Origin of the sequence: Georgenia sp. SYP-B2076, from assembly GCF_003991205.1 — a bacterium.
Classification (GTDB): Bacteria; Actinomycetota; Actinomycetes; order Actinomycetales; family Actinomycetaceae; genus Georgenia.
This window is the reverse complement of sequence record NZ_RXOZ01000001.1, coordinates 81,246-103,714: the sequence shown is the minus strand read 5'-3', so window position 1 is coordinate 103,714 and position 22,469 is coordinate 81,246. Positions and strand designations below refer to the sequence as shown.

The following is a 22,469-nucleotide window of genomic DNA, read 5'->3' as shown; positions in this document are numbered from 1 at the left end:
GGCCGGCGCTCGGGTACCGCCCGCCGGCCTGGTCAACTTCTCTGTGCCAGGCATCGTGGCACGTCGGCGCCCGGTCCGGGGTGCTCCCGGCCCACGCGTGCGCGTGCGTGGCGCCGGGCGGCCCTGGACGGCGTGGGCCGGGTCCGCCACCCTTGTCCCGTCCGGCTCCTGACCCGACCGAGGGAGGCCGATGAGGATCCGTTCGCTCGTCCAGGTCGCCCGCGCGGGGAGCCTGTGGGAACGTGTCCGCGCCGTGCGAGACGGCGAGGCCGCCATCCGGGTCGCCATGGTCGCCGCGGCACTCGAGACGGGCGTCCTCGACGCCCTGCGCCGTCCCCGCACCACGGCGCAGCTGGCCAAGGAGCTCGGGGCGGTCGACGAGCCCCTGCTCGAGGCCTTCCTGGGTGGGCTCCGCGCCGCCAGGCTCGTGCGCAGCCCCTCCGGCGGTCACCGGCTGGCCCGCCGCGGCCGGGCGCTGCTCGGCGACGACGTCGTCCGCGCCGCGTACGAGGCCTTCGGCGGCTTCCACACGGGGTTGTACCGCGACCTGCCAAAGCAGCTGCGTGGCGGCCCCGGGCGCCGGGACGTGGCCACCCGCGGCGAGGTCATCGCGCGGCTCTCCCGGGCCATGGAGCCGCTCGTCCACGCCGCCCTGGCCGGCGAGGTCCGGGCGGCGGCGCCCGGCCGCATCCTCGACGTCGGCTGCGGGGACGGCGCCCACCTGGCGCACATGCTCACGCTCGCCCCGGCGGCGGCGGCGGGCATCGGCATCGACGTCGACGACGCGGCCGCGGCGCTGGCGGCCCGGACGTTGTCGCGGCACGGGCTCTCGGGACGCGCCCGCGTCCTCCGGGCCGACGTCCGCGACGTCGTCGCCGAGCCGGCGCTCCTCGGCGGGCCCGTCGACCTCGCGCTCCTCGCCAACGCCATCTACTACCTGCCCGAGGCGGAACGCGCCGCGCTGCTGCGAGATGTCGGAGCGCTCCTCGCGCCTGGCGGGACCCTCCTGGTCGTCTCGACGATGGCCGACGGCTCCGCCTTCAGCCGCCACTTCGACCTGCTGCTGCGCGCCCAGGAAGGGCAGATGGCGCTGCCCACGACGGCGGAGGTTCAGGCCGCCGTGGCGGTGGCCGGGCTGGACCCCGTCCGCACCAGGCGGCTCACGCCGGGCGAGCCGCTCTATGCGGTGACGGCCCGGCGGCCTACGTCGCCCTAGCGGCCGGCGTCGCCCCGGCGGACGTCGCCCTGCCGGCGGACGTCGCCCTGCCGGCGGACGTCGCTCTCGCTGTGGCCGTCGCGTCGCCCGTCCCCGACGACGCCGGGCACCAGCTCCTCGGGCAGCTCCTCGACGGGCGCGAGCACCATGTCTTGGATCTTCCAGTCGAGCGCGATGACGGACTCGCGGGCACGCCGGAGATCCTCCAGCGACGGCGAGACCCCGTCGGCGGGGACCACGAAGGACTCCACGTGGAACACGTGGCCCTCGTCGCGCACCCGCGACGCGGCCCGCGCCACCCACGGCACCGCGGCCAGGTGCTCGTCGAGCTCGCCGACCAGGGGGTGCGTGCGGCGGCCCTCGACGTCGGGGGCCCGGGCGTCCATGAGCGCGGTGACCGCCACGCGGAGGTTGCGGACGCCGTCGTGCACGACGCTGCCGGAGATGAACAGCGCGGCGACGGCGTCCGCCCACCACAGCCCGACGCCGATGCCGAGCACGCCCACGACGGCGCCGGCGGCGGTCATCCAGTCCGCCTTGTTCATGTCCGCGTCTGCGTGGAGCACGCGGTCGTGGAGGCCGCGGGCCAGCGGCATCTTGGCGCGCCCGAACAGCACGGGCGGGATGCCGGTGTAGGCGAGGACGGCGATCATCAGCCAGCCCGACCACACCGAGAACCCGCCGATCTCCATCAGCCCGACGGGCGGGTGCTCGCCCTTGAGGAGGCCGGAGCCGGAGTCCCAGATGAGGAAGAGGCCCATGGTCGTCAGGGCCGTGGCCGCGACGAGGTGCCCCACCCCGACCGCCCGGTGGTAGCCGTACGGGTGCTCCGGCGTCGGCGGGCGACGGGCCATCCGGGCGGCGACGAGGAACGAGATCGGCGGGACGAGGGACAGCAGGTCCTCGACCCACGCGGCCTTCATCGCCTGGGAGCTGCCCATGACGAGGTAGACGAGCACGACTGCCGTGACCAGGTAGGCGATCATCGCCCGCTCCAGGCGGATGGCCCGGCGCAGGGCGGCCGCCTGCTCCGGCGGGAGCTCCGTGTTGCCGAACTTCTCGCTCATCGCGGCAGCTCCTTCCCGAGCAGGAAGCGCTCGAGCTCGACGAGGAAGGCGTTCTCGCCCATCGGGGCGGCCATGACGTGGAGCTCCTCCTCCCCCTCCGGTCCGGTGGTGGCGGTGTAGCGGTAGGTCAGCGCCGCGTGCGAGGACCACGGGGACTTCGCGGTGAGCCCGCCGATCACGAGGTCCAGCTCGTCCCGGTCGAGCGCCCCCATGAGGGCCTCCTCGCCGCCCGGGGTCCACTCGACCTCGGCGTCGAGCGAGGCGGCGAAGTCCCGCACGAGGTCCGCCTCAAGCCCGCGCGGCTCGGCGTCGGCGCCGGGGAGCTCGGTCCACGGCGGGTTCGGCGAGACGCCCACCCGCAGGACGCCGCCGCGCGCCCGGTCGAGCGTGCCGTCCGGGTCGGTGGGGATCGTCACCGAGCACCCGGCCACCAGCCCCAGCACCATGAGCACCGTCAGCATGAAATACCTGGTCACAGGCTCAGCAAATCGACAACCGCGCAGTTGCGCATCTCGACGCGGCCCGGGGCGGCGCCCGCGGCGGGCGCCGCCCACGGCGAGGGTGGGCGCGGCGGGGGTGGGCGCACGAGCTCGGAGGGGTCGTGGTTGGCTGGGTGACGTCGAGAGGGAGTGCCATGTCCAAGGTCTTCGTGTTCGAGGAGTTCGGCGGCCCCGAGTCCCAGGCGCTCATCGAGCGTGACGTCCCCGCACCGGGGCCGGGGGAGCTGTTGGTGGCCGTGCGCGCGGCCGGTGTGAACCCGGCGGACGTCAAGCGCCGCGCGGGCGCGTTCGGCCGCACGATCGCCCTGCCGGCCCCGATGGGCCTGGAGTTCGCCGGCGTCGTCGAGGCGCTGGGGGAGGGGACGGAAGGCTTCGCCGTCGGGGACGCCGTCCTCGGGCTCCCGGCGCGCGGCGGCGGCGGGTTCGCCGAGCACACCGTCGCCGCGGCGACGAAGGTGGTCGCCAAGCCGGCGTCCCTGCCCTTCACGGACGCCGCGGCCCTGCCCGTCGCCGGCGCCACCGCCTGGGACGGCGCCCACCAGGTCCCGCTCGCCCCCGGGCAGACCCTGCTCATCAACGGCGTGGGCGGGGGCGTGGGCACCATGGCCGCGCAGATCGCCCGCGCAGAGGGCATCCGCGTGGTGGGCACGGCCAGCGAGGCGAAGCGGGCACTCGTCGAGGAGCTCGGGGCCACGCTCGTCGTCTCGGGGCCGGGCGTGACGGGCCGGCTGCGCGCCGTCCTGCCCGACGGCGCGGACGCCGTCCTCGACCTCGTCGGCGGGCAGGCGCTGCGGGACGTCGCCCCGCTCGCCAAGGACCCCGCCGCCGTCGTCACGACGGTCGACCCGGCCACGGCCACGGAGCTCGGCGGCGCCGGCGTCGCGCGCCGCCCGACGCGCGAGTCCCTCGGCGCGCTCGTGGCGCTCGTCGCGTCCGGGGCCGTCGCCCCGCGGGTGACGGCCGTGTACCCCCTCGACCGGACGGCGGAGGCGCTCGCGGCCGTGGAGGGCGGGCACACGGCCGGCAAGGTCGTCGTCGAGGTGTCCCGCGCCTCGGTGACGGACCGTCCCACCCGTCGGGACGACGGCGGGGCGCGCGCCGATGTGGTGTGACCGGCGTCACGCGGCCCTCTAGCCTGCTGGGTGTGGCGACCGCGCACCCGACCGTGTCCTTCGAGCTCTTCCCGCCCCGGCGGCCCGAGTTCGACGAGGCCGTCTGGCAGCGCGTCCTGCGCATGGCCGACGCCGGCCCGGACTTCTTCTCCGTGACGTACGGGGCGTCGGGCTCCTCCCGGGAGGCCTCCGCGGAGCTGGTCCGGCGGCTCCTGACGCAGACCGCCGTGCCGCCCATCGCCCACCTGACGTGCGTGGCCGCGACCCGGCAGGATCTCGTCACCCGCGTGAACCGGCTGATGGACGCCGGCGTGCGCGACTTCCTTGCGCTGCGCGGGGACCCGCCGGCCGGCCAGGGCACGTGGTCCGCGCCGCCGGGCGGCCTGACGCGCTCCAGCGAGCTCGTCGCCCTCATCCGCGAGGTCGAGAACGAGCGGCTGGGCGCGCCGCGACCCGGCGGCGGCCGCGAGGCGACCACCGAGCCACCCAGCGTGGTGGCCCTGGACCTCGGGGTCGAGCCGGCGGACGTCGTCTCGGTGTCCGTGGCCGCCTACCCCTCGGGCGGCAGCCACACCCGCGACGCCGAGCTGCGGGCACTGCGGGAGAAGCAGGACGCCGGCGCGGACTTCGCCATCACGCAGGTCTTCTTCGACGCCGACGCGTATGCCTCGCTCGTGGCCGACGCCCGCGCCGGCGGCGTGCACATCCCGATCCTGCCCGGCGTCATCCCGCTGACCGACCCCGCCCGCCTCCACCGCCTCTCCACCCTCACGGGGGTGCCCGTGCCGCCGGAGGTCGACGCGATGCTCGACACGGACGACGCCGAGCGGCTCCGCCGGGGCATCGCCGCGACGCTGCGGCTCATCGACGGCGTTCTGGCCGCCGGGGCGCCGGGCCTGCACCTGTACACCTTCAACCAGGACCGTCCCGCCCTCGACGTGCTCGAGCACCTGCGGGCCCGCGGCATCCGCAACCCGGCGCTGACCGGCCGGGCGCGAGCCGGCCGGGCGCAGGCCGACCGCGCCGGCCGACCCGTCCCGACGAACTGAGGAGCAGCCATGAGCGAGCCGCCCGTCGCCCCGGACCGCACGGTCCCGTGGTTCCCCGGGGGCACCGTCCTCGGCTTTCCCCGGATCGGGCCGAACCGCGAGCTGAAGAAGGCCGTGGAGGCGTTCTGGGCCGGGCGCCGTGAGCTCGACGACCTGCAGGCCGACGCCGAGAACCTGCGCCGCGCCACCCGCCAGCGCCTGACCCGGCTCGGCCTGAGCCCCGACGACGCCGCGATCCCGTCGGACTTCTCGTTCTACGACCACGTGCTCGACGCGGCCACGACCCTCGGCGCGGTCCCGGAACGCTTCGCCGGGTCTGCCGACGCCCCCGACCCGGCCGGCGCGGCCGCCGTCGACCTGCCCGGCTACTTCGCGATGGCGCGCGGCGAGGAGGACCGGGCGCCGCTGGAGATGACGAAGTGGTTCGACTCGAACTACCACTACCTCGTGCCTGAGATCTGGCCGGGCACACCCGTGCGCTACGCCGACGACCGGGTGGTCCGCGAGTTCCTCGAGGCCGCCGCAGACGGCGTGACCACCCGGCCGGTCATCGTCGGTCCCATCACGTTCCTGCTGCTCAGCAAGGCCGTGCGGCAGGCGGACGGCGCGCCGGCCGGCTTCCACCCGCTCGACCGACTCGACGACGTCCTCACCGCGTACGCCGGGCTCCTGCGCGCGCTCGGCGCGGCCGGGGCGCCCTGGGTCCAGCTCGACGAGCCGGCGCTCGTGGCGGACACCTGGGACGTGCCCCGGGAGCGGGTGCTCGCCGCCACCGAGCGGGCCTACGCCCGCCTGGCCGGGGAGCTCGGCCGGCCCGAGCGCCCCGCGATCTTCGTGGCGGCGCCGTACGGGTCGCTGGGTGACGCGCTGCCCGTGCTGGCCGCGGGCCCCGTCGAGGCGGTGGGGCTCGACCTGGTGCGCGGCGACCTCCCCGACGCCGAGGTGCTGCGCTCGCTGCGGCACAAGGTCGTCGTGGCCGGCGTCGTCGACGGACGGAACGTCTGGCGCACCGACCTGGACCAGGCCCTGGGCCTCCTCGAGGAGGTCACGGCGCGGATCGGGCCCGGCGCGCGGGTGGCCGTGTCCACCTCGTCGTCCCTGCTGCACGTCCCGCTCGACGTCGGCCGCGAGAAGAAGCACCTCGGCAAGGACCTGCGGGGCTGGCTGGCCTTCGCCGACCAGAAGGTCGAGGAGGTGCTCGTGCTCGCGCGCTGCCTGACCGAGGGGCGGGACACGGCCGGCGGGGCGCTCGCCGAGTCCGCCGAGGTGCGCGAGCGCCGCCTGGCGCACCCGGGCGTGCGGCGCCGGGAGGTGCGCGAGCGGGTCGCCGCCCTGACCGACGCGGAGCTCGCCCGCGCCCCGTACACCGAGCGGGTGGCCGCCCAGCGCGCCGTGCTCGACCTGCCCCCGCTGCCGACGACGACGATCGGCTCGTTCCCCCAGACCTCACGGATCCGCAAGGCCCGGGTGGCGCTGCGCCGGGGCGCGATCAGCGACGCGGAGTACCGCTCCGCGATGCGCGCCGAGATCGAGGAGGTCGTGCGGCTCCAGGAGCGTCTCGGCCTGGACGTGCTCGTGCACGGCGAGCCCGAGCGCAACGACATGGTGCAGTACTTCGCCGAGCTGCTGGAGGGCTTCGCCGTCACCGAGCACGGCTGGGTGCAGTCCTACGGCTCGCGGTGCACCCGGCCGTCGATCCTTTGGGGCGACGTCGTGCGCCCGCGGCACATGACGGTGGAATGGAGCACCTTCGCGGCGTCGCTGACGGACCGGCCGGTCAAGGGCATGCTCACCGGGCCGGTGACGATCCTGGCGTGGAGCTTCGTGCGCGACGACCAGCCGCTCGGGGACACCGCCACGCAGGTGGCCCTCGCGCTGCGCGACGAGGTCGCCGACCTCGAGGCCGCAGGCATCGGCGTCATCCAGGTCGATGAGCCCGCCCTGCGCGAGCTCCTCCCGCTGCGCCGGGCGGAGCACGCCGCGTACCTGGACTGGTCGGTGCGGGCGTTCCGCCTGGCCACCGGCGGCGCGTCCCCCCGGACCCAGGTGCACACGCACCTGTGCTACTCCGAGTTCGGTGCGATCCTCGGCGCCATCGACCGCCTGGACGCGGACGTGACGAGCATCGAGGCCGCGCGCTCGGGCATGGACGTCCTGCCGGCGATCCGGGACTCCGGCTTCGCGCGGGGGATCGGGCCGGGCGTGTACGACATCCACTCCCCGCACGTGCCCTCGACCGAGGAGATCACCGACCTGCTCGCCGCGGCGGTGGCGGCGGTGCCGGCCCACCAGCTGTGGGTCAACCCCGACTGCGGTCTGAAGACCCGCCGCTACGAGGAGACGACGGCGGCGCTGGAGCACCTGGTCGCCGCCGCCCGGGCGGTGCGCGCGACGCTCCAGGAGCAGGGCGCCCGGACGTCGCTGTCCCGTTGAACCTGTCCCCCAGGCGCTGACAGGTCAAGTACTCGCGCGGCACCGGCGCCCGGCTCTGCGTTGCACGCTCACTGCTGCCGTGCCGTGCCGTGCCGTGCCGTGCCGTGCCGTGCTGTGGCGTGGCGTGCTGTGGCGTGCCGTGCCGCAGCTCGTGCGGATGCGGCCGGCGTGTGGATCGCGCCACAAACGCCTCGGCCGTCCTGTCGCCGGGCGGCGTGTCCCCGGCGTGTCGGCCACGTGGCTTGGGCCTTTGTGGCGCGATTCGATTGAGACCGGCGAGGCGAGGCCGCCAGGACCCACGCCGCCAGGCCCCCAGGAGATCACGGCGCCCTCGTTCCGATACATGCATGGTGCACGTAGGTGTACTTTCGGCACGGTGAACGACGATCACAGCTCCCGCCACGACGCGTGCATGCAGGTCCTGGACCAGCTCTCACTCATCAACAGGCGCAGCCGCACCTTTGTGACGGTGGTCGCCCAGACCTTCGGCCTGCAGCCCACCCAGGTGCAGCTGCTGGTCAGCATCTACCGCGCGGGCGAGTGCCGTCTCGCGAGCCTCGCGGAGCAGCAGCTCGTCGACCCCTCGGTGATCAGCCGCCAGATCGGCACGCTCGAGAGGGACGGGCTGCTCGCACGCCGGCCCGACCCGCAGGACGCGCGTGCGGCGCTGATCTCCCTGACGGACGAGGGCCGCGCGCGGCTCGGGCAGGTCCGGGCCCTGCACGCCGAGCGCATCGCCGAGGCGATGCAGGACTGGCCCCTCGACCGGGTGAGCCGCCTCGCGGACGACCTGGAGCTGCTCGCCGACGCCACCGAGCGCGTCGACACGCAGCTGACCGGCTCTGCGCCCGCGCCTCAAGCGTCGAAGGAGCTCGTGTGAGCAGGAAGTCGCTGACCGCCCGACGCGCCTACGCAGGGATGAGCGCCGATCAGGCGGCCCTGGCGCACCATGAGCACCAGCAGATCCTCCGGGTGCTCGCCGGCCTGCTCATGGCCCTGTTCGTCGCGATGCTGGCCAACACCGTCGTCGCCAACGCCCTGCCCGTGATCATCGGGGAGATCGGCGGCACGCAGCAGCAGTACACGTGGATCATCACCGCGGCGATCCTCGCCTCGACGGCGGTGACGCCGATCGCCGGCAAGCTCGCCGACCTCATGGACAAGAAGAAGCTGCTGCTCGGCGCCATGGGGGTGTTCACCCTCGGCTCGCTGCTCTCGGGAGCGGCCGCGTCCGCCGGCATGCTCATCGCCGTGCGCGTGGTCCAGGGCCTCGGCATGGGCGCGCTTCAGGTGCTGGTCCAGATCATCATCGCCACGATCATCCCGCCGCGGCAGCGCGGCCGGTACAACGGGTACGTCGGGGCCGTGATCGCGGTCGCGACGGTGTCCGGGCCGCTGCTCGGTGGTGTCATCGTCGACGTCTCGTGGCTCGGCTGGCGCTGGTGCTACTGGAGCGCCGTCCCGTTCATGCTCATCGCCATGGGCGTCGTGACCAGGTACCTCCACGTGCCTGGCAAGGGGCGTGCCGACGCCAAGGTCGACTGGCTGGGTGCGGCACTGATCTCGCTAGCGGCGACGCTGCTGCTGGTGTGGGTCTCCTTCGCTGATCATGAGTTCCCCTGGGTCTCGTGGCAGACCGCCGTGATGGTCGGGTGCGCCGTGCTCGCCGCCGTCGCCTTCGTGCTGGTCGAGCGGCGTGTAGACGAGCCCGTGGTGCCCCTATACATCCTTTCGGAGCGCACCACGGCGCTGGCTATCGTCGCCAGCCTCGCCGTCGGCACCGTCCTGTTCGGCGCCAACGTGTTCCTCGGCCAGTACTTCCAGATCGGGCGCGGGTACTCGCCGACGATCGCCGGCTGGCTCGGCCTGCCCCTCATGCTCGGGCTGCTGATCTCCTCCACGGTCGCCGGCAAGCTCGTGACGGCGAGCGGGCGGTGGAAGCCCTACGTCGTCGGCGGGGTCGGCCTCCTCGCCCTGGGGATGGGCCTCATGACCACGGTCCGCGGCGACACGAGCCTGGGCCTGATCGGCGTGTACCTCTTCGTCGCCGGCATCGGCCTGGGCGCTGCGATGCAGAACCTCGTGCTGGCCGTCCAGAACACCGTCGCCATCGGGAACGTGGGGGCGGCGACGTCGTCCGTGACGTTCTTCCGCACCCTCGGGGGTGCGATGGGCATCCAGCTCCTCGGTGCGCTCTACACCCACCGAGTGACCTCCCTGACGGCGTCCCGGCTGGCGCGGCAGGGCATCGACACGGGCGGCCTCGACACCTCCACCGGCACCCTTGATCTCACGCAGATGCCTCCCGCCGTCGCCGCGGTCATCCGGGGCGCGTATGGCGACGGCATCGGTCTGGTCTTCGCGGTGGCGGCCGGCTTCGCCGTCGTCGGCCTCGTCGCGGTGCTGTTCATGAAGGGCAGCGAGCTCCGAGGCACGTGGCAACCGGCTGCACAGACACACGACGTCCTGTCCGAGGATCACGATGACGGTCCGGCCGGGGCGGCGACAGGACCCACTGGCGTCGGCGTCGGCACCACCGAACCGTCCCGCAGCGACGGCGGCGGCGACACACGGTCAGCCGCCGGCGCGGCGGTCGCTGATGCGGGAAGGGCGCCCGACGGGCAGGTTCCCCACCCTGCGCCGGGCTCGGTTCCGCCGCCCCGCACGAGGAGATGAAGCCGTCCGTGGGAGGGGACGGACGTGGCGAGGCGGCTGTGGGACCGGACCGCGCCGGGTTGCCCGAGCCCTGCGCCGCGCCGCCCTGGCACGGCGCCGCGCTGCCCGCGCCCCGCGCCGCGCCCCTCGTCGTCGAGGTCAACGTCGAGCGGATCATGGCCGACACCGGCCTGGAGGCGGCCTACGACGAGGCGGTCGAGCGGGCGCGGCGGCGCGTCATCGACGCGGGGCCCGTCGACGGCGAGACGGAGCACGACCTCGATGACCGTGCCTGGGCGGCGGCGGACGCCGTGCTGGAGCGGCGGGACCGGGAGTACCGCGCCTACGGCGAGCGGCTCACGGCGGAGATCGAGAAGGCCGCCCGCGAGCTGGGCTACCGCGCGCCGGTCACCGTGCGGATCGCCTCCCCGGAGGACGACGTCGAGGGCTACGGCGTCGACTACGGCGCGCCGGCGACGGAGCCGGCCGTGGACGCCCTGGTCAGGACGGCCCGGGAGAGGACCCCACCGCCCGCGAGGGACTGACCTGCCCCCTGGGGCCGGGGCCGTCACGCCTCGGAGGGCTCCCCGGCGGGGACGGCGTGCCCGGCCCGCCGCGCGGCGAGGTCACCGACGATCGTCTGGAACCGCTGCTCCGTCAGCGGGTAGGCCAGCATGATGAGGACCCCGATGCCGACGAAGAGGGCGGGCGCGGCGCCCGTGAGGACGCGGATGGTGTCGAGGGCGACGGGGGTCTGGGTGAGGCTGCCGGCGATGTAGCCGCCCGCGCCGATGCCGAACGCGGCGAGACCGCCGCCGAACCCCTGCCCGACCTTGCGGGTGAAGGACAGCGCGGCGTAGTTGCTGCCCTCGGTCCGTGTCCGGGACTTCCACTCGCCGTACTCGACGGTGTCGGCCTGCAGCGCCCACATCAGCGACTGGAGGACGGCGAGCCCGAAGCCGTAGACGAAGAAGGAGACGACGGCGAGCGCCGGGACCGACGGCGGGCTGAGCGCGATCCCCACCCCGCCCACCACCGCGACGGACCCGGCCACGACGTACCCCCGCCGTTTGCCCCACGCCCGCACGATCCGGGGGACGAGCGGTGCGGTCACGAACATCCCGCCGGTGTTGACCACCGTGAGGACGATGACGTAGTTGGCGCTCCTCAGGACGTCGCGCGCGTAGTAGACCTGCAGGGTCTGGACGACGAACATGCCGGTCAGGACGCACAGGGCGCTCGCGCAGAGCAGGACGAGGGGCCGGTTGCGCCGGATCTGGCCGATGGTGTCCTTCAGCGTCACGGGCGTGGTGTCGCGCTGGACGGTCTCCCGAGCCGTGGCGAACAGGAAGAAGTACAACGCGAAGCCGACGACGGCGAGGACCACCATCACGGTCGTCAGGGACCGCTGGAGGTCCGGCGACGACTCGATCAGCGGAGAGACGACGAAGGACAGCGCGATGATCGCGACGGCGCTGCCGATCGACCGGGCGGCGGAGAGCTTCGCCCGCTCGGACGGCAGCTGCGTCATCGCCGAGGCCAGCGAGCCGAACGGGATGTTGACGAGGCTGTAGGTCAGCCCGAACACGGCGTAGGTGATGGCGGCGTAGGCGAGCGCGGCGCCGCCGGAGAACCCTCGCGGCACGCTGAAGATCGCCACCCCCAGCACCATCAGCGGCAGCCCGCCGAAGACGAAGAACGGCCGGAACCTGCCCCAGCGGGTGTTGGTCCGGTCGACCACCTGGCCGGCGAACAGGTCGGTGAAGGCCTGGAAGACCCGCACCACGAGCAGGATCGCCCCGGCGGCGCCCGCCGCGATCCCGACGACGTCGGTGTAGTAGAGCAGCAGGAACATCGACGCCATGGAGAACGTGAGGTTGTTGGCCGCGTCGCCGCCCGCGTAACCGAGGTACTGGGAGGTCCGCAGCTCGCGCATCGGTTGCGGCTCGGCGGTGGTGCTCATGGCGGTCCTCCGGGTCCGAGGTGCACGACGACGGACCAGCGGCTTCCGTCGTGCGTTCAGACTGACAACATGCCGCACCCCGGGCAACCCCCGGCCGGCGAGCATCGGGCCGGGCAAACCCCCGCGGCGGCGTCCCCCGGTCGCACGGCCCGCCTGGATCGGTGCGAGCGTGGTTAGGGTGAGGCCTCGAGGTCCGGTGCGGCAAGGAGGCGACCGATGACCAGCTCGCTGCAGCCGGCGGACGGAGCGCCCCCACCACCGCGAGTCGTCACCCTCTCCGCCTCGTACGGCGCCGGGGGCAACGTCGTGGGCTCGAAGGTGGCCGAGCGGCTCGGCGTGACGTTCGTGGACCGCGCCATCCCCGTCGAGGTGGCGGAGCACCTGCACACACCGCAGGAGGTCGCCGCCGCGTACGACGAGCAGGCCGCGCGCGGGCTCGGCCGGTGGTTCGCGTTCCTCTCCGATGCGGCGCTGATCACGGGGGAGGGCGTGCCGGCAGACGTGCGGCGCCAGGAGGGGTCCGCGGAGGTAGAGCGTCGCCGGTACGTCGCGGCGACCGAGGAGGCCCTCGGCAGGGCCGCCGCCTCGGGCGCGGTCATCCTGGGGCGGGCGGGTGCCGTGGTGCTGCGGACCGTCCCCGGGGCGCTGCACGTGCGGCTCGACGGCCCGGTGGAGGCGCGGCTCCGGCAGGCGATGGTCTTCGACGGGCTGGACGCCGAGGCCTCACGCCGTCGCCTCGAGGCCAACGACCGCGCGCGGGAGGACTACGTGCGCGGCCTGTACGGCGTCGACCCGACGACCGCGGGGCTGTATCACCTCGTGATCGACAGCACCTCCCTCGATCTCGACGCGTGCGTCGAGATCATCGTGACGGCCAGTGCCGCGCGGCGTCACGCTCCGCCGTCGGCCTAGGCTTGCACGGGTGACCGTCAACGCGAACGACACCCGCTCCATGCGCGAGCGCATGCTCAGCGGCGACCTCTACATCGCCGACGACCCGGAGCTGGCCGAGGCGAACGCCGCAGCGCTGGACCTGATGGCGGCGTTCAACGCCACCACGGTCCGCCAGGGTCCGCTGCGCCGTCGGCTCCTCGAGGAGCTGCTCGGCTCCGTGGGCGAGGGCACCGAGATCCGGCCCCCCTTCTACGTGGACTACGGCACCCAGATCACCATCGGCGCGCGGTGCTTCGCCAACTTCGGGCTCGTCGCTTTGGACGTCGCGGCGATCACCATCGGCGACGACGTCCAGATCGGCCCGAACGTCCAGCTCCTCACGCCGACGCACCCCGTCGAGCCGGGCCCGCGGCGCGACAAGTGGGAGGCGGCGAAACCGATCGTCATCGGGGACAACGTGTGGCTGGGCGGGGGCGCGATCATCTGCCCGGGCGTCACGGTCGGGGAGAACACGGTGGTGGGCGCGGGCGCCGTCGTCACGCGTGACCTGCCCGCGAACGTCGTCGCGGTCGGCAACCCGGCGCGCGTCGCGCGGCACATCGAGCCCTGAGCGGTCCCGCGCGGGGGCTTGACCTTCGATCCGGCTCCAAGGTCTAGCGTCGTCGCCATGAGCACCACGGCGGTTCCTCGGCGCGGGATGCGGGTGGCCGAGCTGGCCCACGTCGTCGGGCTGAGCGGGGACACGATCCGGTACTACGAGAAGGCGGGGCTGCTCCCGGCGCCGCCGCGGACACCCGCCGGGTACCGCGAGTATGACGAGCGCGCGGTCGACCGGTTGCGCTTCGTCCAGGGTGCGCAGCGCCTCGGCCTGCGGCTCAGCGACATCAAGGACCTGCTCTCGATCCGTGACACCGGCCAGTGCCCGTGCGAGCCCGCGGAGCAGCTCCTTGCCCGGCGTCTCGCCGAGCTCGACGCCGAGATGGCGCGGTTGGCGGCGCTGCGCGCGGGCATGGTCGAGATGCTCGAGGCACTGCCGGGCGCCGACTGCCCGCCTCCCACCCCGGGCACATGGTGCCCGCCGGCGGAGGGGAGGTGACCCATGGACTGCTGCGAGGACCTGGCATGTGAGCTCGAGGAATGCGGCTGCGACTGCGGCTGCTGAACGTCGAGCTTCGCCACACCGGGGAGGGAGGCGGTCGCCATCCGACGGCGGTTTGACGCGTATCCCTCCCGCCGTTCCCGCGCCCGGCCTGGGCGCCGGCGAGGGGGCCGTCGAACAGGCAGGCGGCCTGTTCGACGGCTTCCCGGGTGCTGGCGAGGAGTTCCTCGGCGGCGGTGGACTCTTCGAGCGGTAGCGGGCGCCGGCCCTCGGGAGGGTCGTGCAGGCCGCGGCGGCCCCGGCATCAGGGACGCAGGAGCGTCTTGATGGCACGCCGCTCATCCATCGCCCTGTAGCCCTCGGCGGCCTCCTCGAGCGGGAGCTCGAGGTCGAAGACCTTGCCCGGCTCGATCTTCCGGGCCCAGATGAGCTGGACGAGCTCGGGCAGGAACCGGCGCACCGGGGCCGGGCCGCCGTGCAGGTGCACGCTGGAGAAGAAGAGCTCCCCGCCCGGCAGGTCCACGCCGTGGGTGACGCCGACGTAGCCGACGTGCCCGCCGGGGCGCGTGGACCGGATCGCCTGCATCATCGACTCCTCGGTGCCGACGGCCTCGATGACGGAATGCGCGCCGAGCCCGCCGGTGAGCTCCTTGATGCGGGCCACGCCCTCCGCGCCGCGCTCGGTGACGATGTCGGTGGCGCCGAACTCGCGCGCGAGCCGCTGGCGCGGCTCGTGACGGCTCATCGCGATGATGCGCTCGGCACCCAGCTGCTTGGCGGCGAGCACCGCGAGCAGGCCGACGGCCCCGTCGCCGACGACGGCGACGGTCTTGCCCGGCCCGGCCTCCGCGGCGACGGCCCCGAACCAGCCGGTGCCCAGGACGTCGGAGGCGGCCAGCAGCGACGGGACCAGGTCGGCGTCGGGCATGCCGGGGGTGGCGACGAGCGTGCCGTCGGCCAGCGGCACGCGCAGCAGCTCGGCCTGGGTGCCGAACCTGCCCATGGGCACCTTGTGCACGCAGCGGGACTGGTAGCCGGCCCGGCAGATCTCGCAGGTGTTGTCGGAGGCGAAGAACGAGCCGACGACGAAGTCGCCGACCTTGATGTCCTTGACCTCGTCGCCGATCTCCTCGACGACTCCGACGTACTCGTGGCCCATGGGCTGCGGGCCGTCATAGGTGTCGATGCCGCGGTACGGCCACAGGTCGGAGCCGCAGATGCAGGCGGCCGTCACACGGATGACCGCGTCCGTGGGCTCGACGATGGCGGGGCGGTCGCGCTCCTCGACGCGGACGTCACCGGGGGCGTGGAGGACTGCTCCTCGCATGAGGTGCTCCTTCTGGTCGTTGGTGCGGGCTGTCCGGCGCTTGCCCCGGACACACTCCATGGAACAGGCATACACGAGGGCTTAGGAGGTCGCGTCTATGGGGGGTAGAACCACCACCTCCCTCGACGCGCCGCGAGCCGTACCGTGGACGGCGTGAACAACCGCTCCGACATCCGTGACTTCCTCGCCACCCGGCGCGCCAAGCTCACGCCCGAGCAGGTCGGGCTTCCCGCCGGCGGCGGCCGCCGGCGGGTCCCGGGGCTGCGGCGCGAGGAGGTCGCGGTCCTGGCGGGGGTGAGCATCTACACCGCCGAGCCCGGGACGGCCTCGGAGGACCGGCTGAGGCTCCTCGCCAGCTGGGCCGCGACCCACGTGCCGGCGCAGGCGGCCACCGACCCCACCCGCTGAGGCGAGGCGGCCGACGTCGAGCTCGGCGCCGCCGCGCCCGGCCGGCCCGACCAAGGAGGAACGCCTTCATGCAGATCACCCGAAGCTCGATCAACACCCTCAAGGGCCCCGCCGACTGGTTCACCGGTGACGTCTACATCGACCCCGTCGCCGCGGCCCCGCCGCCCTCACGCGTGCAGGCCAGCCTCGTCCACTTCACGCCGGGCGCCCGCACCCACTGGCACCGCCACCCGCTCGGTCAGACGGTGTTCGTGACCGAGGGCATCGGCCTGTGCCAGCGACGCGGCGGCCCGGTCGAGGTCATCCGCCCCGGGGACCGGGTGCTGTTCGAGCCCGACGAGGAGCACTGGCACGGCGCCGCGCCGCACCGGCTCATGGTGCACCTGGCCATCAACGAGGGGGACGCGGAGCACGCCGCCGTCCACTGGCTCACCCCGGTCACCGACGAGGAGTACCCCGCGGCGCCGCCGTTCGGCGGCTGAGTCGGCCGGCAAGCTGACCGGTGTCCACGCCCGCCCTGGTGTCCCGAAGGCGCTCATCCGTGCCCGAGGGCACGCGGGCACGACGGCGGATGACGTGCTCGGCCAGGGCGAGGTTGATGACGCACGCCGTCCCGGTGATCACACCCTGGGCCTCGAGGTTCAGTGGGGTGGAAAGAAGCTCGGGTCCGATGATGAGGAGGGCCTCGGTGCCGGCGGCTGCGCCGATCGCGTAGGCACGAGTCATCCACGCGCCGTGCCGGACGAGGTCCCGTCGCCAGCTCACGGAGAACACCCCGAGGGCGATGCTGACCACCATGGCCGAGCCGATGATCACCCGCACGATGAGCAGGAAGGCGCCGTCACCCCCCGGGAGGGTGTAGAAGACGGCCATCCAGAGGCCGGAAAGCGCGGCGAGCAGACCCGCGGGCACGAGCACGCGTCCGGCGACCCGGTGCCAGCTGCGCCCACGCAGCGAGGGGACGAACTGGAACGCGCCGAGCAGCGAGTACACGGTCACACTGACGATGTGGATCGACACCGGGACGGGCGAGTCGAAGAACCGCTCGTTCTGCGAGGTGAGCTCCGCACCGCCCGCCAGCTCGGTGAGGCGCATCGCCCCGCCCACGATGGGAAACAGGCTGAGCAGGATCAACCCGGCGGGGACACGCCACGGTGCGGGTTCGCGCCTCGGCAGGGGGCTCGTCGTCATCGGCTGCCCTGCCGACCTGAGTGAGTTCGGACCCTGCGCCACCGCTCGCCGGGCCTCGTCACGTAGTGCGTGAACACGTAGCGCCACGGGACGGCGAGGAGAACGACGACGACCAAGAGGCAGGCGAACGCCGTCTCCCAGGTGGCCGCGTCCATCCGGCCCGCCGCCCACAGCGGCACCGCGACGACGCCGAGCCAGGCCAGCTTCCAGATCGACTCGAAAAGCATCATGGGGAGCATCTGCAGCGGGTAGCGGATCCCGAGGAAGTAGAGGATCGACATCGCCACGAGCATGCAGACGACGACGCTGTCCATGAGGGGCCACGGCTGGTCGTGGTTGACGAGCAACGGCCACCGCGTTACGGCAAGACCGACGGCGACGAACAGGTACCCGGCGCGCAACGCGGCCAGGCGCCACAGCGGCACCTGGTCCGCCGGGGCGGCATGCTCCGAGCGGTCTCGGTCGGCGTCCTTCAGCCGGGTCGGCGCGGCGCCGGCAACGGGATCCATCACAGGGCTGACGCCGGACGCCTGCTCGACCTGTTGTGCGGGGGGCGCGCCGACCACTCGGACCTCGACGCGCTGGGCGGGACGTGGGGGGGTCATGGACAGCACGCTAGGGAGCGCGCAGGACCCTGCCATCAGTGGAATGCCGGACCGGGTACTGAGTCAGGGACGCCTAGAGGTTCGCGCGCCGGGGAGGGCAGGGAAGGGCCTCGCTCTCCTTGGCGCCGACAGGTTCCCAGCCCGAGGCGTGGTGGTAGCGTCTGACACGCAACGGCCCCCGGACCAGGGCCGGCTCGTATATCCCTGCGGGGACGTCTCGCCCCCGGGAACGGGTGGTGGATCTCGATGACGAAGACCCGGGTGCTCCGCGATCCGCCGACGCGCTCCGGCGGAGCCGCCGGGCGGTGTCGGAACCGATCAGGCGTCACCAACGCCATTCTCGCCTCAAGCGTGTCTCTTGGCTGGAGCGTGGTGACCTGACCAATCGGCGGCCCTTCTTCTCAAGCAAAAGATCGCGGGTTCTTTGTGGGCCACACCCCTCCCTGAGGGATGTGCCCTTTCCCGGGCGACCGGAGTCGCTCCATGTCATCCGAACGGATGGCGGAGCTGTGTGAAACACTCTCTCCACAGGACAGAAGGACTCCCATGTACCTGGTACCTCGCGAGCAGGAGAAGCTCCAGATCGTCGTGGCCGCCGATCTGGCGCGCCGGCGGCAGGGGCGCGGCCTGAGGCTCAACTATCCCGAGGCGGTGGCCATCATCACCTACGAGCTGATCGAGGGGGCTCGGGACGGGCGCACCGTCGCGGACCTCATGAGCTACGGCACCACGATCCTGACCCGGGAGGACGTGATGGACGGGATCCCCGAGATGATCCCGGACGTCCAGGTCGAGGCCACCTTCCCGGACGGCACGAAGCTGGTGACCGTCCACCACCCGATCCGGTAGGGGAGCAGCAATGATCCCCGGTGAGTACGTGCTGTCGGAGGAGCCCATATCGTGCAACGCGGGCCGGGAGGTCCTCGAGAGGGAGGTCACCAACACCGGCGACCGGCCGGTGCAGGTCGGCTCCCACTTCCACTTCTTCGAGGTCAACCGGGCCCTGGAGTTCGACCGGCCCGCCACCCGCGGGTTCCACCTCGACATCCCCGCCGGTACCGCGGTCCGGTTCGAGCCGGGTGACCGCAAGACCGTCCGGCTGGTCGCGATGGCCGGGGCCCGCGCGGTCTACGGCTTCACCAACGCCGTCAACGGCCCCCTCGACTGACCGTGCCCCACCGCCCGTCACGCCCACAGCACCCCTGCTAACCCTCGTCTTATCCCGGCGGATGCGGCTGCCCGAGGAGAGAGGACCACCATGAGCTTCGAGATGTCCCGGCGTCAGTACGCCGACCTGTACGGACCCACCGTGGGCGACGCGGTGCGCCTCGCGGACACCGATCTCTTCCTCGAGATCGAGAAGGACTACACCAGCTACGGCGACGAGGTGACCTTCGGCGGCGGCAAGGTCATCCGCGACGGCATGGGCCAGGACGGCAACACCGTCCGCGACGGCGCCCCCGGGGAGCTGGCCGTGGCCGACACGGTGATCACCAACGCCGTCGTGGTCGACTACACGGGCATCTACAAGGCCGACGTCGGGCTGCGGGACGGCCGGATCATGGCGATCGGCAAGGCCGGCAACCCGAACATCATGGACGGCGTCGACATCCCCATCGGCCCCAGCACCGAGGTCATCTCCGGCCAGGGCCGGATCCTCACCGCCGGCGGGGTCGACACCCACATCCACTTCATCAGCCCCGACCAGTTCGGTACCGCGCTGAACTCCGGGCTCACCACCATGATCGGCGGTGGCACGGGGCCCGCCGACGGCACCAAGGCGACCACCGTCACGCCGGGCCCCTGGAACCTCGCCAACATGCTCAGGGCCGTGGAGAACGTGCCCATGAACGTCGGGTTCCTCGGGAAGGGCCACGCCAGCTCGGTGGAACCGCTGGCGGAGCAGATCAAGGCCGGCGCCATCGGGCTCAAGGTGCACGAGGACTGGGGCGCCACGTACGCGGCGATCGACAACTCCCTGCGCGTGGCCGACCACTACGACGTCCAGGTGGCGATCCACACCGACACCCTCAACGAGGGCGGGTTCGTGGAGGACACAATCCGCGCCATCGGCGGGCGGGTGATCCACACGTTCCACACCGAGGGCGCCGGCGGGGGGCACGCCCCGGACATCATCAAGATCGCCGGACTGCCCAACGTCCTGCCGGCGTCGACCAACCCGACCATCCCGTACACCCGCAACACCGAGGAAGAGCACTTGGACATGCTCATGGTGTGTCATCACCTCCACCCCGACATCCCCGAGGACGTCGCGTTCGCCGACTCGCGGATCCGCCCGGAGACGATCGCCGCCGAGGACGTCCTCCAGGACATGGGCATCTTCTCGATCATGTCCTCCGACTCCCAGGCGATGGGCCGGGTGGGTGAGGTCGTGCTGCGCACCTGGCAGCTGGCCGACAAGATGAAGAAGCAGCGCGGCAAGCTCGAGGGAGACACCGAGCGCGGGGACAACTTCCGGATCAAGCGCTACATCTCCAAGTACACGATCAACCCGGCCCTGGCCCACGGCGTGGCGGACTACGTCGGCAGCGTGGAGACCGGCAAGGTCGCCGACCTGGTGCTGTGGGTCCCGGCGTTCTTCGGCGTCAAGCCGTACCTGGTCCTCAAGGGGGGACAGCCCGTCAGCTCCCTGGTCGGTGACTCCAACGGCTCCATCCCCACGCCGCAGCCCCTGACGATGCGCGAGTCCTTCGGGGCCATGGGCGCGGCGGTGCACACCTCCTCCATCACCTTCATGTCCCAGGCCGCCATTGAGGCGGGCGTCCCCGAACAGCTGGGGCTGCGCAAGCACGTGCGCGCCGTGCACGGGATCCGCTCCCTGAAGAAGTCGGACCTGAAGTTTAACGGGGAGACGCCGGAGCTGGAGGTCGACCCGGAGACGTACGAGGTCCGCGTCGACGGCGAGAGGGTCACCTGCGAGCCCGTGGACGTGCTGCCCATGGCCCAGCGGTACTTCCTGTTCTGACTGGCGCGAGCACACCCGGATCGAGCACCCAGGAGGGGAGGGGCCCGTGATCGTCGAGAAGACCGTGGGCAACCTGGCCGACCTCCCGCGGGAGGAGCGGGACCGCCTGCACATGGAGAAGGTGGTGCTGCCCAGCGCCGACCTGGTCAAGCGCATCCAGCGGGTGACGACGGACCACGGCCGGGAGATCGGGCTGCGGCTGGCGGCCGCGCCCGGGCGCGACGGCGACCTGAAGGACGGCGACATCCTGCTCCGGGACGCCGCCGGCGTCGTGGCCGTGACCGTGCTGCCCAGCGACGTGCTGGTCATCGCGCCGCGCACGATCACCCAGATGGGCGTCACCGCCCACAGCCTCGGCAACCGGCACCTGCAGGCCCAGTTCTTCGACGCCGACTCCGAGTACGGGGCCGAGGTCATGGTGGTCCAGTACGACCACACGGTCCAGGACTACCTCGACCACCACCAGGTGCCCTACGAACGGCAGGACCGGGTCATGCCCGTGCCGTTCCGGCACGCGGAGCACCACCACTAGTGGCGGCCGACGACGACACCCGGCTGCCGTGGGACTCCCTGCTGCCCCTGCTGCAGCTCTGCGACTCGGCGCTGCCCACCGGGGCCTTCGCCCACACCTTCGGCATGGAGACCTACCTCCACCGGGACACGGTCCACGACGAGGCGACCTTCCAGCAGTGGCTCGAGCAGTTCCTGGACCACCAGCTCGTCCACGCCGACGGGCTCGCCGTGCGGCTGGCCGCCGAGGCGTGCACCGGTCCGGACCCGGTGGACGCCCGGCAGCTGGAGGATCTGGACGCGCTCATGCATGCCCAGGCGCTCCCGGCCCAGGTCCGTCAGGCCGGGGTCACCATGGGCCGGCGGCTGATCGACATCGGCCGCCAGTCCCTGCCGGGCCCGCGCCTGGAGCGGTACGGGGAGCTGGTGGACCGGGGACGGTGCCACGCCCACCAGTCCATCGCCTTCGCCCTGATCGGCGTCGACCACGCGGCGCCGTCCCCGGTGCTGGTCCGCGCCTATCTCTTCTCCACGATCACGTCGCTGACCCAGAACGCGGTGCGGGGCATCCCCATCGGCCAGAACGCAGGGCAACGGGTGCTCGCGGCGATGCGGGCCCGGGTCGCCACCGCCGAGCTCCGCATCAGGGGCCTGGGGATCGAGGACCTCGGGGCGGTGCCCCCCGGGCTGGAGATCGCGCAGATGCAGCACGAGACCCAGCGGGCCCGCATGTTCATGAGCTGAGCGAGACGGACGACGAGAGGCGAGGAGCATGAAGCCGGTAAAGATCGGCATCGGCGGACCGGTCGGGGCGGGCAAGACCCAGCTGATCGAACGCCTGACCCGGGCCCTGAGCGACGAGATCTCCATGGCGGCGATCACCAACGACATCTACACCATCGAGGACGCCAAGATCCTCGCCCGGAACAGCGTGCTGCCCCTGGACCGCATCGTGGGCCTCGAGACCGGCGGCTGCCCGCACACCGCCATCCGCGAGGACACCTCGATGAACCAGGCCGCGATCGACAGGCTCGAGGCCACCCACCCGGACCTGGAGGTGATCTTCGTCGAGTCCGGCGGGGACAACCTCTCCGCCACGTTCAGTCCCGAGCTCGTCGACTTCTCCATCTACATCATCGACGTCGCCCAGGGCGAGAAGATCCCGCGCAAGGCGGGGCAGGGCATGATCAAGTCCGACCTGTTCATCATCAACAAGACCGACCTCGCCCCCTACGTGGGAGCGGACCTGACGGTGATGGAGGCGGACTCGAAGAGCTTCCGCGGGGACAAGGCCTTCTGCTTCACCAACCTCAAGACGGACGAGGGCCTGGACGGCGTGATCCGGTGGCTGCGCCACGACGTGCTCATGCAGGACCTGGTGTGACCACCCTGGTGCCGGCGGCCGGCGCGGCCGGCGCGGCGGTCGCGGCGGCGGACGCCGCGGTCCCGGCGCC

24 protein-coding genes and 1 pseudogene are annotated in these 22,469 nt (G+C 72.8%); 19 read left to right on the top strand and 6 right to left on the bottom strand.

From position 1 onward, the window contains the following. The first annotated feature begins 190 nt into the window (after positions 1 to 190). Entirely contained in the window at positions 191 to 1,216 is a 1,026-nt protein-coding gene (locus EJK16_RS00480; RefSeq protein WP_127125244.1) for a class I SAM-dependent methyltransferase, read from the top strand. On the opposite strand, the gene EJK16_RS00475 is transcribed toward EJK16_RS00480, so the two are convergent. Together EJK16_RS00475 and EJK16_RS00470 are read right to left on the bottom strand one after the other, a co-directional pair. Continuing rightward, positions 1,213 to 2,283: a cation transporter gene (locus EJK16_RS00475; protein ID WP_127125242.1), complete on the bottom strand. Its 1,071-nt coding sequence runs from the start codon at positions 2,281 to 2,283 to the stop codon at positions 1,213 to 1,215. The two genes, EJK16_RS00480 and EJK16_RS00475, sit on opposite strands and share 4 nt — an antisense overlap. Next, positions 2,280 to 2,759: a transporter substrate-binding domain-containing protein gene (locus EJK16_RS00470; RefSeq protein ID WP_240645691.1), complete on the bottom strand. Its 480-nt coding sequence runs from the start codon at positions 2,757 to 2,759 to the stop codon at positions 2,280 to 2,282. The genes EJK16_RS00475 and EJK16_RS00470 overlap by 4 nt, the downstream gene beginning before the upstream one ends. A gap of 158 nt (positions 2,760 to 2,917) precedes the next feature. On the opposite strand from EJK16_RS00470, the gene EJK16_RS00465 reads away from it, so the two are divergent. The 6 genes from EJK16_RS00465 to EJK16_RS00440 all read left to right on the top strand — a co-directional run bounded on the left by EJK16_RS00465 (position 2,918) and on the right by EJK16_RS00440 (position 10,577). Beyond that, positions 2,918 to 3,895: an NADP-dependent oxidoreductase gene (locus EJK16_RS00465; RefSeq protein ID WP_127125240.1), complete on the top strand. Its 978-nt coding sequence runs from the start codon at positions 2,918 to 2,920 to the stop codon at positions 3,893 to 3,895. A gap of 32 nt (positions 3,896 to 3,927) precedes the next feature. Next, a complete protein-coding gene (locus tag EJK16_RS00460) occupies positions 3,928 to 4,944 on the top strand; it encodes a methylenetetrahydrofolate reductase (RefSeq protein WP_164737155.1) in 1,017 nt (338 codons plus the stop codon). A gap of 9 nt (positions 4,945 to 4,953) precedes the next feature. Then, positions 4,954 to 7,377: a 5-methyltetrahydropteroyltriglutamate--homocysteine S-methyltransferase gene (gene metE / locus EJK16_RS00455; RefSeq protein WP_127125236.1), complete on the top strand. Its 2,424-nt coding sequence runs from the start codon at positions 4,954 to 4,956 to the stop codon at positions 7,375 to 7,377. A gap of 376 nt (positions 7,378 to 7,753) precedes the next feature. Continuing rightward, the gene (locus EJK16_RS00450) at positions 7,754 to 8,257 is read left to right on the top strand and encodes a MarR family winged helix-turn-helix transcriptional regulator (RefSeq protein ID WP_164737154.1); all 504 of its coding nucleotides are present in this window, start codon (positions 7,754 to 7,756) and stop codon (positions 8,255 to 8,257) included. Next, positions 8,254 to 10,053 (top strand): MFS transporter, encoded by a 1,800-nt coding sequence (locus EJK16_RS00445; RefSeq protein WP_240645690.1) that lies wholly within the window; start codon positions 8,254 to 8,256, stop codon positions 10,051 to 10,053. Before EJK16_RS00450 ends, EJK16_RS00445 begins: the two co-directional genes overlap by 4 nt. A gap of 8 nt (positions 10,054 to 10,061) precedes the next feature. Next, the gene (locus tag EJK16_RS00440; RefSeq protein ID WP_164737153.1) at positions 10,062 to 10,577 is read left to right on the top strand and encodes a hypothetical protein; all 516 of its coding nucleotides are present in this window, start codon (positions 10,062 to 10,064) and stop codon (positions 10,575 to 10,577) included. A gap of 23 nt (positions 10,578 to 10,600) precedes the next feature. On the opposite strand, the gene EJK16_RS00435 is transcribed toward EJK16_RS00440, so the two are convergent. Further along, complete coding sequence (locus EJK16_RS00435; protein ID WP_164737152.1) at positions 10,601 to 11,995, bottom strand: glycoside-pentoside-hexuronide (GPH):cation symporter; 1,395 nt, start codon at positions 11,993 to 11,995, stop codon at positions 10,601 to 10,603. Between the two features lie 216 nt (positions 11,996 to 12,211). Between EJK16_RS00435 and EJK16_RS00430 the strand changes: the two genes are divergently transcribed. From EJK16_RS00430 to EJK16_RS19425, 4 genes are all read left to right on the top strand, one after another. Further along, complete coding sequence (locus tag EJK16_RS00430; protein ID WP_127125228.1) at positions 12,212 to 12,907, top strand: AAA family ATPase; 696 nt, start codon at positions 12,212 to 12,214, stop codon at positions 12,905 to 12,907. A gap of 52 nt (positions 12,908 to 12,959) precedes the next feature. Continuing rightward, a complete protein-coding gene (locus EJK16_RS00425; protein ID WP_240645697.1) occupies positions 12,960 to 13,499 on the top strand; it encodes a sugar O-acetyltransferase in 540 nt (179 codons plus the stop codon). Positions 13,500 to 13,556: 57 nt separating this feature from the next. After that, positions 13,557 to 13,985 (top strand): heavy metal-responsive transcriptional regulator, encoded by a 429-nt coding sequence (locus EJK16_RS00420; protein WP_127125226.1) that lies wholly within the window; start codon positions 13,557 to 13,559, stop codon positions 13,983 to 13,985. Between the two features lie 118 nt (positions 13,986 to 14,103). Further along, complete coding sequence (locus EJK16_RS19425; protein ID WP_164737151.1) at positions 14,104 to 14,244, top strand: hypothetical protein; 141 nt, start codon at positions 14,104 to 14,106, stop codon at positions 14,242 to 14,244. 48 nt (positions 14,245 to 14,292) lie between these two features. Here EJK16_RS19425 and EJK16_RS00415 read toward each other — a convergent pair whose 3' ends face one another. Continuing rightward, on the bottom strand, positions 14,293 to 15,315 hold the full coding sequence (locus EJK16_RS00415) for a zinc-dependent alcohol dehydrogenase family protein (protein ID WP_127125224.1): 1,023 nt from the start codon (positions 15,313 to 15,315) through the stop codon (positions 14,293 to 14,295). Between the two features lie 153 nt (positions 15,316 to 15,468). On the opposite strand from EJK16_RS00415, the pseudogene EJK16_RS00410 reads away from it, so the two are divergent. Both EJK16_RS00410 and EJK16_RS00405 read left to right on the top strand, forming a co-directional pair. Then, positions 15,469 to 15,618, top strand: a pseudogene (locus EJK16_RS00410) (transcriptional regulator); the annotation flags it as partial. Positions 15,619 to 15,791: 173 nt separating this feature from the next. Then, a complete protein-coding gene (locus EJK16_RS00405) occupies positions 15,792 to 16,205 on the top strand; it encodes a cupin domain-containing protein (RefSeq protein WP_127125222.1) in 414 nt (137 codons plus the stop codon). Here EJK16_RS00405 and EJK16_RS00400 read toward each other — a convergent pair. Both EJK16_RS00400 and EJK16_RS00395 read right to left on the bottom strand, forming a co-directional pair. Further along, positions 16,162 to 16,914, bottom strand: coding sequence for a DUF2306 domain-containing protein (locus EJK16_RS00400; RefSeq protein ID WP_127125220.1), 753 nt, complete (start codon positions 16,912 to 16,914; stop codon positions 16,162 to 16,164). The genes EJK16_RS00405 and EJK16_RS00400 overlap by 44 nt on opposite strands. Then, complete coding sequence (locus EJK16_RS00395; protein WP_127125218.1) at positions 16,911 to 17,519, bottom strand: hypothetical protein; 609 nt, start codon at positions 17,517 to 17,519, stop codon at positions 16,911 to 16,913. The genes EJK16_RS00400 and EJK16_RS00395 overlap by 4 nt, the downstream gene beginning before the upstream one ends. Positions 17,520 to 18,065: 546 nt before the next feature. On the opposite strand from EJK16_RS00395, the gene EJK16_RS00390 reads away from it, so the two are divergent. From EJK16_RS00390 to ureG, 6 genes are all read left to right on the top strand, one after another. Then, positions 18,066 to 18,368, top strand: coding sequence for an urease subunit gamma (locus EJK16_RS00390; protein ID WP_127125216.1), 303 nt, complete (start codon positions 18,066 to 18,068; stop codon positions 18,366 to 18,368). A gap of 10 nt (positions 18,369 to 18,378) precedes the next feature. Further along, positions 18,379 to 18,687 (top strand): urease subunit beta, encoded by a 309-nt coding sequence (locus EJK16_RS00385; RefSeq protein ID WP_127125214.1) that lies wholly within the window; start codon positions 18,379 to 18,381, stop codon positions 18,685 to 18,687. 90 nt (positions 18,688 to 18,777) lie between these two features. Next, a complete protein-coding gene (gene ureC / locus EJK16_RS00380; RefSeq protein WP_127125212.1) occupies positions 18,778 to 20,505 on the top strand; it encodes an urease subunit alpha in 1,728 nt (575 codons plus the stop codon). Positions 20,506 to 20,551: 46 nt separating this feature from the next. Then, positions 20,552 to 21,037: an urease accessory protein UreE gene (ureE, locus tag EJK16_RS00375; RefSeq protein ID WP_127125210.1), complete on the top strand. Its 486-nt coding sequence runs from the start codon at positions 20,552 to 20,554 to the stop codon at positions 21,035 to 21,037. After that, entirely contained in the window at positions 21,037 to 21,759 is a 723-nt protein-coding gene (locus EJK16_RS00370; protein ID WP_240645689.1) for an urease accessory protein UreF, read from the top strand. The genes ureE and EJK16_RS00370 overlap by 1 nt, the downstream gene beginning before the upstream one ends. Positions 21,760 to 21,787: 28 nt before the next feature. Further along, entirely contained in the window at positions 21,788 to 22,399 is a 612-nt protein-coding gene (gene ureG / locus EJK16_RS00365; protein ID WP_127125208.1) for an urease accessory protein UreG, read from the top strand. The last annotated feature ends 70 nt before the right edge of the window (positions 22,400 to 22,469 follow it).

Excerpts from the sequence above, each read along its gene's own strand:
- EJK16_RS00480 (WP_127125244.1), top strand. The coding sequence starts at position 191 with ATGAGGATCCGTTCGCTCGTCCAGGTCGCCCGCGCGGGGAGCCTGTGG.
- EJK16_RS00475 (WP_127125242.1), bottom strand. The coding sequence starts at position 2,283 with ATGAGCGAGAAGTTCGGCAACACGGAGCTCCCGCCGGAGCAGGCGGCC.
- EJK16_RS00465 (WP_127125240.1), top strand. The coding sequence starts at position 2,918 with ATGTCCAAGGTCTTCGTGTTCGAGGAGTTCGGCGGCCCCGAGTCCCAG.
- metE (WP_127125236.1), top strand. The coding sequence starts at position 4,954 with ATGAGCGAGCCGCCCGTCGCCCCGGACCGCACGGTCCCGTGGTTCCCC.
- EJK16_RS00435 (WP_164737152.1), bottom strand. The coding sequence starts at position 11,995 with ATGAGCACCACCGCCGAGCCGCAACCGATGCGCGAGCTGCGGACCTCC.
- EJK16_RS00430 (WP_127125228.1), top strand. The coding sequence starts at position 12,212 with ATGACCAGCTCGCTGCAGCCGGCGGACGGAGCGCCCCCACCACCGCGA.
- EJK16_RS00425 (WP_240645697.1), top strand. The coding sequence starts at position 12,960 with ATGCTCAGCGGCGACCTCTACATCGCCGACGACCCGGAGCTGGCCGAG.
- EJK16_RS00420 (WP_127125226.1), top strand. The coding sequence starts at position 13,557 with ATGAGCACCACGGCGGTTCCTCGGCGCGGGATGCGGGTGGCCGAGCTG.
- EJK16_RS00415 (WP_127125224.1), bottom strand. The coding sequence starts at position 15,315 with ATGCGAGGAGCAGTCCTCCACGCCCCCGGTGACGTCCGCGTCGAGGAG.
- EJK16_RS00405 (WP_127125222.1), top strand. The coding sequence starts at position 15,792 with ATGCAGATCACCCGAAGCTCGATCAACACCCTCAAGGGCCCCGCCGAC.
- EJK16_RS00400 (WP_127125220.1), bottom strand. The coding sequence starts at position 16,914 with ATGACGACGAGCCCCCTGCCGAGGCGCGAACCCGCACCGTGGCGTGTC.
- EJK16_RS00395 (WP_127125218.1), bottom strand. The coding sequence starts at position 17,519 with ATGACCCCCCCACGTCCCGCCCAGCGCGTCGAGGTCCGAGTGGTCGGC.
- EJK16_RS00390 (WP_127125216.1), top strand. The coding sequence starts at position 18,066 with ATGTACCTGGTACCTCGCGAGCAGGAGAAGCTCCAGATCGTCGTGGCC.
- EJK16_RS00385 (WP_127125214.1), top strand. The coding sequence starts at position 18,379 with ATGATCCCCGGTGAGTACGTGCTGTCGGAGGAGCCCATATCGTGCAAC.
- ureC (WP_127125212.1), top strand. The coding sequence starts at position 18,778 with ATGAGCTTCGAGATGTCCCGGCGTCAGTACGCCGACCTGTACGGACCC.
- ureG (WP_127125208.1), top strand. The coding sequence starts at position 21,788 with ATGAAGCCGGTAAAGATCGGCATCGGCGGACCGGTCGGGGCGGGCAAG.